The organism is Weissella paramesenteroides ATCC 33313 (assembly GCF_000160575.1).
Classification (GTDB): Bacteria; Bacillota; Bacilli; order Lactobacillales; family Lactobacillaceae; genus Weissella; species Weissella paramesenteroides.
The window spans coordinates 1-12,783 of sequence record NZ_GG697133.1 but is presented as its reverse complement, the minus strand read 5'-3'; the positions used below and the strand labels follow the sequence as shown (position 1 = coordinate 12,783).

General features: G+C 37.1%; 11 protein-coding genes. All 11 read left to right on the top strand.

The annotated features are described in order from the left end of the window. Positions 1-9 precede the first annotated feature (9 nt). The 11 genes from murB (at position 10) to HMPREF0877_RS08225 (ending at position 12,477) form a co-directional block, all read left to right on the top strand. Positions 10-906 (top strand): UDP-N-acetylmuramate dehydrogenase, encoded by an 897-nt coding sequence (gene murB / locus HMPREF0877_RS08275; protein WP_002828884.1) that lies wholly within the window; start codon positions 10-12, stop codon positions 904-906. A gap of 21 nt (positions 907-927) precedes the next feature. After that, positions 928-2,985: a Na+/H+ antiporter gene (locus HMPREF0877_RS08270; protein WP_002828883.1), complete on the top strand. Its 2,058-nt coding sequence runs from the start codon at positions 928-930 to the stop codon at positions 2,983-2,985. Positions 2,986-2,993: 8 nt separating this feature from the next. Next, positions 2,994-3,827: a diadenylate cyclase CdaA gene (gene cdaA, locus HMPREF0877_RS08265; RefSeq protein WP_002828882.1), complete on the top strand. Its 834-nt coding sequence runs from the start codon at positions 2,994-2,996 to the stop codon at positions 3,825-3,827. Between the two features lies 1 nt (position 3,828). After that, a complete protein-coding gene (locus tag HMPREF0877_RS08260; RefSeq protein ID WP_002828881.1) occupies positions 3,829-4,800 on the top strand; it encodes a CdaR family protein in 972 nt (323 codons plus the stop codon). Between the two features lie 10 nt (positions 4,801-4,810). Beyond that, on the top strand, positions 4,811-6,169 hold the full coding sequence (gene glmM, locus HMPREF0877_RS08255) for a phosphoglucosamine mutase (protein ID WP_002828880.1): 1,359 nt from the start codon (positions 4,811-4,813) through the stop codon (positions 6,167-6,169). Next, positions 6,169-6,483 (top strand): hypothetical protein, encoded by a 315-nt coding sequence (locus tag HMPREF0877_RS08250; protein ID WP_002828879.1) that lies wholly within the window; start codon positions 6,169-6,171, stop codon positions 6,481-6,483. The genes glmM and HMPREF0877_RS08250 overlap by 1 nt, the downstream gene beginning before the upstream one ends. A 151-nt stretch (positions 6,484-6,634) precedes the next feature. Next, entirely contained in the window at positions 6,635-7,882 is a 1,248-nt protein-coding gene (locus HMPREF0877_RS08245) for a glycosyltransferase family 4 protein (protein WP_002828877.1), read from the top strand. Then, positions 7,879-8,919, top strand: a complete 1,041-nt coding sequence (locus HMPREF0877_RS08240) for a glycosyltransferase family 4 protein (RefSeq protein ID WP_002828876.1) — start codon at positions 7,879-7,881, stop codon at positions 8,917-8,919. Before HMPREF0877_RS08245 ends, HMPREF0877_RS08240 begins: the two co-directional genes overlap by 4 nt. Next, positions 8,916-9,917 carry a lysylphosphatidylglycerol synthase transmembrane domain-containing protein gene (locus HMPREF0877_RS08235; protein ID WP_002828875.1) on the top strand — a complete coding sequence of 334 codons (1,002 nt, stop codon included), beginning with the start codon at positions 8,916-8,918 and terminating at the stop codon, positions 9,915-9,917. Before HMPREF0877_RS08240 ends, HMPREF0877_RS08235 begins: the two co-directional genes overlap by 4 nt. Before the next feature lie 10 nt (positions 9,918-9,927). Further along, on the top strand, positions 9,928-10,182 hold the full coding sequence (locus HMPREF0877_RS08230; RefSeq protein ID WP_002828874.1) for a DUF1797 family protein: 255 nt from the start codon (positions 9,928-9,930) through the stop codon (positions 10,180-10,182). Positions 10,183-10,296: 114 nt separating this feature from the next. Next, positions 10,297-12,477: an LTA synthase family protein gene (locus tag HMPREF0877_RS08225; RefSeq protein WP_002828873.1), complete on the top strand. Its 2,181-nt coding sequence runs from the start codon at positions 10,297-10,299 to the stop codon at positions 12,475-12,477. Positions 12,478-12,783 lie beyond the last annotated feature (306 nt).

Below are 12,783 nucleotides of genomic sequence, written 5' to 3'. Positions count from 1 at the left end.
AATTGAAAAATGAAAATGTTGAATGAAATGTTTCCAAGTTATAACATTCAGGCGAATGTTAATTTAGGAGACTATACAAATACACGTGTTGGTGGGCCAGCAGATTGGTGCTTTTGGCCAAAAACACAACAAGAACTACAGCAGGTCGTCCATTTTGCAAATGAGACTGATTTACCCATTACAGTTCTTGGTAATGCTTCGAATTTGGTTATTACTGATGATGGTCGACAAGGAGTAGTCATTTTCTTGACCGATATGCATCAAATTGAAGTTTTTAAAAAAAATAGCATCACTGCTGAAGCAGGGGCATGGATAATTGAGGTGGCACAAGTAGCCTATGACTATTCATTAACTGGTTTAGAGTGGGCCGCAGGAATCCCTGGATCGATTGGTGGCGCTGTTTTTATGAATGCAGGGGCATATGGCGGTCAAATCGATCAAGTTTTGCAAAGTGTTGATGTAATTACGCCGGTGGGAGAAATAAAAACATATTCTGCAGCTGAATTGGCATTCGGTTATCGTCATAGTTTGGTTCAGGAAACGGGCGATGTCATTATTAGAGCAACATTTACTATGCAACCTGGGAAACGATCAGAAATTGGTGAAAAAATGGCTGATTTTAATACCCGTCGCGCGCAAAAACAGCCTTTAGAATTTCCATCGTGTGGGTCAGTTTTTAAACGACCAACTGGATATTTTGCTGGTAAATTGATTATGGATTCTGGTCTACAAGGATATCAAATTGGTGGTGCGCAGGTATCGACAAAACATGCAGGTTTTATTGTTAATCGTGGACAAGCAACCGGGAGTGACTATGTTCAGTTAATTAAGCATGTTCAAGATGTTGTATATGAAAAGTTTTCAGTAAACTTAGAAACTGAAGTTCGGGTACTAGGGAGAAAATAAACAAAGAAAAGGAGTGTGTGTATGGTTCTACTACAAACCGTTGTTGGTCTAACATTTTTAGTTGTGTTAGGCAACGTATTAGGTAACTTTCTAAAAAAGATACCAGTCAGTTTGATCCAAATTGGATTAGGTTTACTTGTGGCTGTGTTTTTTAATGTTGAAATTGAACTTGATACAGAATGGTTTTTACTTTTATTTATTGCCCCGTTGCTATACTCAGACGCGTGGCGATTTCCTAAAAAAGAGCTTTGGGAATTACGAGGACCTATTTTTGGTAATGCAATCTTATTAGTATTTATTACAACGATTGTTGGTGGCTTTTTGATTTATTGGATGATTCCACAGTTACCACTTCCTGTAGCATTGGCGATTGCAGCTATTTTATCACCGACTGATCCCGTAGCAGTGTCAGCCATTGCATCTGAAGCAAAATTGCCGCCTTCAATTATGCATTTAGTGGCTGGAGAAAGTCTAATTAATGATGCAAGTGGTCTGGTTGGATTTAAATTTGCTGTTGCAGCTGCAACAGCAGGAACCTTTTCGCTTTGGGACGCAACAGGTGAATTCCTATATGTTTCTATTGTGGGAACTTTAGTAGGGGCATTAATGGGGTTTCTTATTAATGCTGTTGGTGACTGGCTATCTGCACATGCCATTAATGATGTCTCATTACGGGTTGTGATTCAATTATTCACACCTTTCTTAGTTTATATTATTGCTGAAGAAATTCATTCATCTGGTGTTATTGCTGTCGTCGTTGCGGCAATTATTTTAAATATTCATACAAAACATGATGTTGATTATACGGGGGAACTCCATGTTATTGGTATTAATACATGGAATGTTTTCGGATACCTATTAAATGGATACATATTTGTTATTTTGGGAATTGAATTTCCATTAGCAACACATTTAGGCAAAGTCATATCATTACCAATGGCTATTTTGTATTCAGTAATTACTTGGTTCATTATTTTTGGTATTCGTGTTATTTGGACTTATGTCTCACAGTGGGTACGTTTAAAAAATCATAAAAATGAAACTGCATCATGGCAGGTTGCCATTACATCTGGACTGACAGGGGTTCGCGGTGCAGTGACAATGGCCGGAGTTTTATCTGTACCACTTGTAACAGATAGTGGCCAACCATTTCCACAACGTGCGCTAATGCTATTTATTGCTGCTATCACAATAATTTTATCATTGGTTGTTGCCATTGTATTTCTACCAATAGTTGGTGGAACAAAGAAAACACAAGTGCCACCTGGTAAGAATAAGGCGCAAGCTAAGGTCGCACAACATATGTCAGAACCACGTGCACGGGTTTATGTTTTACAGTCAGCTGTGCGAGAAATTGAGGCACGACGCCGAGAATCAAATCAGGCGGTTGTCTATGAAATAATTCGACGTTATCAAATTCAAATTCGCCAATTGCAATTGCAATTTATGAAAACTGACAAATTGAGTCCAATCTTAAATGCAGAAATGTCATTACGGCAAATCGCCTTAGAAGCAGAACGTAGTGCCATTCAAAGATTGTTAGTCGATGAGCGCATTACACCATTAGTTTTTGCTAGTGAAGGTCGGCGTATTGATCGTGCAGAATCCGAATTGGATGATTTAGTTACCCATGATCGAGGTAAGCGAACTTGGCGTCAAATTCGTAGATTCTTAATGAGTTTTGGACGCATGGTACGTGTCTGGTTAAGTGATGATTCTTCTGACACATTGATGTCAGAGTATGAATTAGCGCATCATGAATCTGCCAAAGAAGCAATTGCAGCAATCTCAAAATATATTAGTACAGAAGAGGCACAAAATTCGCACCTGGATCAAACGGCAGCGTATAATTTAATTATTATGTACCGTTCACGCTTGGAACGTGCACGTCATGGTCGTAAAGGTGTCCAAAATATTGAAGATTTGAAAATTGAACTCGAATTAGTTGGCTTGAATGCACAACGTGAAGCGGTACAACATTTAACTGAAGCTCACTTTATCTCGAATGCGACGAGTATGAACATTCGACAAAATATTAACTTTACGGAAGCAGGCATGTTGACCAATTTGGAAGAGTAGGAGTTAGTATGAATTTTGATATTGATGCATTATTAAAAAATATAAACATTGTTCGTATCATTGATGTCATCATTGTCTGGTGGGTTCTTTACCGATTGATGATGCTGATTCGTGGTACCAAGGCGGTCACTTTACTGCGTGGTGTTGGAATTGTTATCATAGTGAAGGTAGTTAGTTGGTATTTCGGATTAGCGACAATTTCTTGGGTAACTGACCAAATTATTAATTGGGGAGTCATTGCCTTGGTGATTGTTTTTCAGCCTGAAATTCGACGAGGTCTTGAACACCTTGGTCGTTCTGGTTTGTTCAGACAAAAACAGGCATATCAATCTGAAAAACGATTGGTTAATGAGCTCGATGATGCGATTCAGTATATGTCTAAGCGACGTATTGGTGCTTTAATTTCAATTGAAATGGAGACAGGTTTAGAAGAATATATTGAAACCGGTATTCCAATTGATGCTGAAATTTCAAGTCAGCTATTGATCAATACGTTTATTCCGAATACACCGTTACATGACGGAGCAGTTATCTTGAAAGATAATCGATTGGCAACGGCTGCAGCTTATTTACCATTGTCGGACAGTGCAACAATTCCTAAAGAGTTGGGGACAAGGCATCGTGCATCAGTCGGAATTTCAGAAGTTACGGATGCACTAACTATTGTTGTGTCTGAAGAAACGGGTGCTGTGTCAATTACTAGAAATTCGGAATTGATGCAGTCGTTATCTCGAGAGGATTATCGGAAGTACCTTACCCGTCAACTTGTCACATCAGATGAGGTAGCTAACCAATCTTGGTGGACGCAGTTAAGATCATTCTTAAAGCGAGGAGATAAGTAATATGAAACGACGTACTGATAAAATCGTGTATGGTCTGTTAACATTAGCTGTCGCCATCTTTATGTCCGCTTACACTGACTCACAATCAACAACGTCCACGCGTCGATCAAATAATAATACTAATGAATTATCTACTATTGGCAAGATAACATCCTCACAGTCGGCAACGGTTAATGTGCCTATTCAATTTTCTGGCATTAATACAGATGATTATTATATTAGTGGTGTGCCCGACAATGTTGCGGTGACAATAAGTGGACCATCGGCATTAGTTACGGCTGCAAAAAACACGAAAAATTTTCAAGTATCAGCAAACTTAAAGAATTTATCAGATGGTACACATACTGTTAGTCTTAAAGTTACTGGGTTAAATAAAGATTTGACGTATAAGCTGAAAACACCTAAAGTAACATTGACCATGTATAAGCGCACTTCTTCATATTATTCAGTGAAAACTAACTATAATAAGGATGCTATTGCTGATGGTTACACAGTTGGTACGGTGACAACGTCAGTCAACAACGTTCAAATTATGGGACGTCAGTCCGCAATTAATGTCGTAGATAGTGTTGTCGCTGATGTGCAATTGAAGCGAGATACGAAAAAAACGGTTAGACAAAAGGTCACATTGCAGGCAGTAGATGCGAATGGTAATCCAGTAGATGTCGCTGTATCACCACAGGTTACAACGGTTAAAATACCAATTAAAACAGGTAATGGTACGCGTCAAGTACCATTGGATTTAAAAACAAAAAATGGTAATGCTTCAGAATTTTCATTGTCTGGCTCAGTTAATGAAGTAGCTGTACAAGGAAATATTGATGTCTTAAACAAATTAAAGAATGTCCAGGCTGTTGTAGATTTGTCTGGCGTAACGACAGCAACACAAAAAGATGTTACGATTGATGTGCCAAATGGTGCTGAAAGTGTTGACCCAAAGACAGTATCGGTGGTTATAACTCCTAAGGAGTAGAAAGAGAATTATGGTTGAATTACATTATTTTGGAACAGATGGCGTGCGGGGCATTGCCAATAAAGAATTGACACCTGAGTTAGCATTTCGTCTTGGCCGAATGGGTGGAGCAGTACTAACTCGTCATGCAGTAGATCATCGGCCTCGTGTGCTTGTTGGACGTGATACAAGAATGTCAGGTCCATTATTGGAACATGCACTAATTTCTGGTTTACTTTCTGTTGGTATTGAAATCCAACGTTTAGATGTGATTTCTACACCGGGGGTTGCTTATTTAGTTCGTGCACAAAAGGCCGATGCTGGTGCACAGATTACAGCATCACACAATCCGGCAGAAGATAATGGTATTAAATTCTTTGGTTCTGATGGTATGAAGTTATCAGATGAGCTGGAAGCAGAAATTGAAGCACTGCTTGATGCACCAGAAGATACATTGCCACGCCCAGCAGCTGAAGGCCTGGGGTCTGTTTCTGATTTTAAAGAGGGAACGGCTAAATACTTAGAATATTTGCAAACGACTATTCCTAGTAACCTAGATGGCATGAAATTAGCTATTGATGCAGCAAATGGTGCTACGTCAGGTCTAGTGGCTAATTTATTTGCAGACATGGGCGCTGATTTTGTTACGATGGGGACATCACCAGATGGTCTTAATATTAACCAAAACGTCGGCTCAACCCACCCAGAAGCATTAGCAAAATTTGTGCTTGAAAATGAAGCGCAAGTTGGTTTGGCATTTGATGGTGATGGTGATCGTTTAATCGCCGTCGACGAAAAGGGGCAGATTATTGATGGTGATCAAATTATGTTCATCGTTGGTAAATACATGTCTTCACACGGTCGTTTAAAGCAAGATACCATCGTGACGACAGTCATGTCTAATATTGGTATGTATAAGGCGATGTCTGAAAACGGACTGAACTCTGTGAAAACGGCAGTCGGTGATCGTTATGTCGTTGAAGAAATGATCAAGTCTGGTTACAACCTAGGTGGTGAACAATCTGGACACGTTGTCTTTTTAGATTGGGCAACTACAGGTGATGGCATGCTAACCGCACTACAATTATTACATGTGATGCAAGAGGCAGATAAACCATTATCTGAATTAGCTGCAGAAATGACAGTTTATCCACAAAAATTGGTAAATGTTAAAGTACAAGATAAAAAAGCAGCATTGTCAAATGAAGCAATTAAGCAAATTATTAGCGAAGTTGAATCTGAAATGGGCAATGATGGACGTGTTCTTGTACGGCCTTCAGGGACGCAAGATTTGTTACGAGTGATGGCGGAAGCGCCTACTCGTGAAGCTGTCGATGAATATGTTGATCGAATTGTCACGGTTGTTAAGCAAGAGGTTGGTGTTGAGTAATGTCAGCAGATTTTCAGACGTTAGATATTATTGAAGAAATTACACGCAATGATGGCTCAACGTATAAGGAAATTGGCAATTTGTTGCATAATGGTCAGGCAGAGTATGCTGTTGAAGAAGGAATGATCAAGAAGGTTCGAATTTTAAAAATTAACATTCCACACTCTAAGAATGTTATTAGTTACGAAAAATTTGTTAATGAGAATTTTGATATTCCAACAAAAATTGCTATTTCAGAGTATATTGAATGGCAACGGACGCCAGAGATGGACGCTGTTGTTGAAAAAATCTTAGCTGAGAATAAAGTTAGTTAACTTTAATGAAAGAGTCAGAAATACTATCATACCTTGAAAACATCAAGCGTAATGGTGGTATTTAATGGCTCTTTTTACATGCTTTTTTTCCGTTATAAATAGAAATTTGTTATTATAAGTAATAAGTAATTTTGTGAAAGGTTGGTCAGTTATGAATATTGGATTATTTACAGATACATATGCACCACAAGTTTCCGGTGTTGTATCATCAATTCAGACACTCCGACAGCAGCTTATTGACCATGGACATCGGGTGTATATCTTTACTTCAACTGATCCAAATGTGCCAAAGGAAGTTTTAGAACCTGATGTCTATCGCTTTCCAAGTTTTCCATTTATTGGTTTCAAGGATCGGCGGTTATCGTATCGTGGTGCTATTCAAGCGATTCAGCTAGCAAAAAAGTTAGAACTTGATATTGTACATACTCAAACTGAATTCTCATTAGGTTTAATGGGAAAATTAGTTGCTAGACAATTGAAAATACCCGTTGTACATACTTTTCATACAAATTATGAAGATTATTTACATTATGTTGCTAACGGGAAAATCATTCGGCCAGCTAGTGTAGCAGTGATTGCGCGAAGTTACATGGCAGGAATGACTGGCGTAATTGCACCATCTAAACAAACATTTGATACACTAACCAAATATAAAGTTTCTGCACCAATTGAGATTATTCCGACTGGTGTTAGTGTAAAACATGCAAAACAAGATGATACCAGCACTTATTTGCGTGAAAAATTAGGATTAGCTAGTCAGACACCGGTTGTCCTATCACTAGGGCGCGTGGCCTTTGAAAAAAATATTGATACTGCATTAACGATATTTGCAGAGGTATTAGAACAGGTACCCGAGGCGATGTTTGTAATTGTTGGAGATGGACCAGCAATGTCTGCTTTAAAGGATCATGTACGGTCATTAGAAATTGCAGATCATGTGATTTTTACCGGAGAAGTGGATCATAAAGAGGTCTATGGTTATTATAAATTAGCTGATGTTTTCTTATCTGCTTCCGTATCGGAAACGCAAGGATTGACCTTTATTGAAGCAATGACGGCTGATACACCCGTTGTTGCGATTCGTAGTCCTTATTTAGAGACAGTTGTTTTAGATAAAAATATTGGATCGCTTGCGGATGATAGTTATGATCTAATGGCACCACTAATCATGTACTTAAATGCAAAGAAACAACAGCAAGTGATAGGAAATCCAGCAGTACGGCAGAAAGTGCTGCATGATATTGATGAAGTTACTTTTGGACAACGAGTGTTAGATTTCTACTCTGAGGCACTAGTTGTGTACCATGAAGAGGAGGATATGGAAGAAGCGGATAGTAATGATTTTGAGTATGCAAAATCATTTTTATCTAGGACGCCATTCCATAAAAATAATAAATGATTCGAATCACAATGTTCTCTGCAGCTGAAACAGTTCCCGGTCAAGGTGTTGGTTCAGCCTACCGTGAACTAGTTAATTTATTAACTAGTAGGTTTCCCGATAAATTCCAACTAAAATTTAACAGTTTGTCAAAGACTGATATTAGTCATTATCATACTATTAATTTTGGCTTCTTTTTAAATACATTTCTTCCAGGAAGAGGTAAAAAAGTAGGATATGTACATTTTTTACCTGAAACCCTAGAAGGTTCAATTAATTTATGGTGGCCATTTAAAAAGATTTTTTATTGGTATGTGATGACCTTCTATAAACGAATGGACCAAATTGTGGTAGTTAATCCAGTATTCATTGATAAACTAGTGGCGTTAGGTGTGTCAAAAGAAAAAATCACCTATATTCCTAATTTTGTTTCCAAAGACGATTTCTTTCCTGTTCCTGAAAATCAAAAAGTAAATATTCGTAAAAAATTGGTCTTACCTGAAGATACATTCATGATCTTGGGTGTAGGGCAGGTTCAAGTTCGAAAAGGTGTGTTAGATTTTATTCAGTTAGCAAAAGACAATCCGAATTGGACATTCGTTTGGGTTGGTGGTTTCTCGTTTGGCGCTATAACGGCCGGCTATGAAACACTTAAAAAAGTGGTTGATAATCCACCTAAAAACTTGATTTTTCCTGGTATAGTGGATAGAAGATTGATGAATGATTATTATAATGCAGCTGATGTTTTTTTGCTGCCAAGTTATACAGAACTGTTTCCGATGTCAGCTTTAGAGGCCTTTAGCACTGGAACGCCAACAATTTTACGCGATTTAGATTTATATCGTGCTATTATTGATGGCTATTATTTACCTGCTGTTGATAAAGATGGGATGCAGAAACAACTTGATACGCTTGAAGCAGATAATGATTTACAGAAACAGATGGCAAAACAATCATTGGCGGCGTCTGAATATTATTCAGCAACACATGTTTCTAAAATTTGGGACGCTTATTATACAAATCAGGTTAATGACAAAAATGATGGGGGTCATCAATGACAAGGCGAAATGGCATTGTATTTGTTTTAATGATGATTGCTGGTGTAGCCATATTTTATTGGTCCTTTCGTAATGTTAGTATGGTACAACTTATGCAAGATCTTCGGGATGCCAATTGGTGGTGGCTACTGGTTGCCTTGTTAGCAATGGTTGTTTATTTATTATTGGAATCAATTGTTGTGAAAGTTTTCGTGGATGATTCTCATGAGAAATTATCATGGTCCGATGCTATTCGAATCCCTTTGGTTGAACAATTTGGTAATGGGATAACACCATTTTCTGCAGGGGGACAACCCATGCAATTGATTACGCTTATTCAGGCTGGCGTTGATCCCGGTCGCGCAGGGTCCATTTTACTGATGAAATTTGTGGTCTATCAGGCGATGATTGTCATTAATTTTTTCATTGCAATTGTTGTGGGTTATCAATTTATTGCTGATAAATTAAAGGCGTGGTCTTTATTTGTCATTTTAGGATTTATTATCCATCTAGTTGTGATAATTACGTTATTATTAGTGATGTACTGGCCAGGTTTAACTAAAGCACTGGTCAGAGTAGTATTTAAACCAATTAAATGGATAAAACCAAATAAGGCAGAAGAATGGCAACAAGTTGTAAATGAAAAAATTAAAAATTTTCATTCTGAAAGTATACGAATGAGCCATGATTGGTGGGTATTATTTAAAGCTATTGTTTTGACATTAGTTCAATTGACAGTTTATTATTTAATCCCATATTTCATTTTATTAGCATTGGGAGCTTCACAGGTTAATATTATTTTAGTGATGTCACTTCATGTGTTAATAGTGATGGTTATTTCTCTGTTCCCAATTCCTGGTGGTACAGGTGGAGCTGAGATTGGTTTTTCAATGCTGTTTTCAACGTTTTTGCCAAATGCAGCATTGTTAGTATGTGCGATGGCATTGTGGCGAATCATTACCTATTACTTGGGGATGTTTGCAGGCATTGTCGCGTTTAATATAAAATCCAAACAGTGAGGTTAGATTTATGCTGGCAGAGAATGATTTAAGTAAAATTGTGCGACGGGTTCAGGCTATGCGCCTAGACAAGCGGTCAACGATCCAACAGCGTGATTTTAGTGTGTTTGGTGTGCCAGTAGTGACCGTATTGTATGATTCTATGTCAGGTATGTTTGCTTTAGAAACAAATGAACGGCACCAACATCGATTTGCTTTTGATGATGTTGACTTACTGGCAATTGATATTTATGAGGCGCTAGCTGAGTTTAGAGAATCATTCTGATGAATTATAAGAAATTTTTATGGTGTCTTTTATAATATGTTAGGTTGATAACCAGAATTTGGTAGTTTGTTTTCAATATAACAAATAATTAAAAAAATATTTGGAGATAATAAAATGCAACGAGTTATGTTAACCATTAAGAAAAAATGGCCAGATTTCAACGATACCGTTGGCTTCTTCTTGTTATCTGTATTCTTAGTATGGCTTAAGACCTACTGGGCATACAAGACAAGCTTTTCTTTAGGTGTTCAAGGCACCCTACAAGAATTTATCCTAGTCATTAATCCGTTACCAACAGCGATTATACTGTTGAGTATTGCACTTTACTTTAGAGGTAAAGTTGCTTATTGGTTAATGATTCTGATAAATCTGATCCAGTCAATTTGGTTGTTTGCCAATATGCTGTATTATCGGGAATTTTCAGACTTTTTATCGTTGAACATCCTTAACTCAGGTAGCTCAGTAGATAATAATTTAGGAAAATCAATTGCAGGAATTATCAGCCCATTTGATTTTCTAGTATTTCTGGATATCATAATTTTAGTGCTATTATTAGTCTTTAAACGCATTAAGTTCGATAAAGAAGTCGTTCAGAAACGCTTTGCTGCCTTGACAACTGTATTCGGAATTGTCTTGATGCTTGTTGGATACGGCATTTCAAGCAAAGATCGTTCTGGTCTATTAACTCGAACTTTTGATAATAATTATATTGTTAAATACTTAGGTTTAAATGAGTATGCCGCATATAATATCTTTAAGACCAAACAAACGGCGGATATTAAAAAAGATGCCAAAGCCGATGATCTTAATAAAATCAAGAATTATGTTAAGGGAAACAAAACCTTACAAAATGCGACCTATTTCGGTAAAGAAAAAGGCAAAAATGTCATTGTCTTTCATTTAGAGTCATTCCAACAATTTTTAATGGATTACAAAGTTAATGGCGTTGAAGTAACTCCTAATTTAAACAAGTTCTATCATGATCAAAATACTTTATCATTTGATAATTTCTACAATGAAGTGGGACAAGGTAAAACAGCTGATGCGGAAATGATGCTTGAAACAGGGTTATTTGGTACAGCATCAGGATCAGCAATGGTTAATTATGGTACTTCTAACACATATCAAGCTGTGCCAGCTATTCTAGATCAACAAGGATATACGACAGCAGCATTCCACGGAGATGTGGCTTCTTTCTGGAATCGTGATAATACGTATAAGTCTTGGGGATATGATTATTTCTTCAGTAAGCCATATTATAAGAATGCAAATAATGCAGATTATAATATAGGATATGGTATGAAGGATAAAATTTTCTTGAAGGATGCATCGAAATACCTCGAACAATTACCACAGCCGTTTTATTCAAAAATTATTACAGTCACAAATCATTATCCATATGATTTAGATAGTCAAAATGCCTCTATTGCTAAAACTAAAACCAATGATAAGACCGTTGACGGATATGTCCAAACGGCCCGTTATTTGGATCAATCCTTTGGCGAATTCTTAAGTTGGCTCAAAAAGTCTGGCCTATATGATAACTCAATGATTGTCCTATATGGTGATCATTATGGTATTTCAGAAAACCATAAGGCAGCAATTGCTAAATTGACCGGAAAAGATAGCGTATCTGATTATGACCTAGCTAATTGGCAAAAGGTACCATTCATGGTACATGCACCTGGATTGAAGGGTGGTATTAATCATACCTATGGTGGTGAAATTGATGTCATGCCAACATTGCTGCACCTGTTAGGTGTTTCAACAGATAACGATATTCAATTTGGTCAAGATTTATTAGCAACAAATCGTCGTCAAGTTGTACCATTTAGAAATGGTGATTGGGTTTCTGCGGAATATATGAAGTATGGTGGTAATTATTATGTAACGACCACTGGTACAAAAATTAATCCAAAAGAGGATCCAAGAGCTAAACAAATTATTGATGCAACACAAAAAGATGTTGATAAAATGCTAACGTATTCAGATGATGTCCAAACGGGTGACTTACTACGTTTCTATACACCGGAAGGATTTAAGAAGGTTAATCGCAAAGATTATTCATACCAGAAGGCAAGCGGATTGAAGCAATTGAAGAAAGCCAATAAGGACAACCCAACATCAGTCAAAGCTAAGCATAATAACCAGTCAACACTGAAAGACTATATTACTGATGCACCAGAGTTGGGTGGAAAACCACAAACTATTCAGGAAGCAACGTCTTCTAGTCAAGATGATAAAAATAATAGTAGTGATAGCAGTTCATCATCTAGTTCAAATGATAATCAGTAGTTTTCTTTGAGTTAATTATTGTTAATAAATTTAAAGTGAGAAGCTCACTGTAAGTTCCCTAAGAAAGGGAATCTACAGTGAGCTTTTTTAGGCTATGTTAGTAACTAATTTATTGCGTTTAAGTAAATGCAAGGTGAGTAAAAAATATTCGTAAGTAAAGAAGCTGAAACTTGTTGTTGACGAACATTCTTTTCTAAGGTATATTATATGAGCGGTTAAAAAAGCCGAGCTTATACAAATTATGATGATAAAAAAAGTTGTTGACTTTTAAAAATTATGTCTGTATAATTAATTAAGTTGTCGACA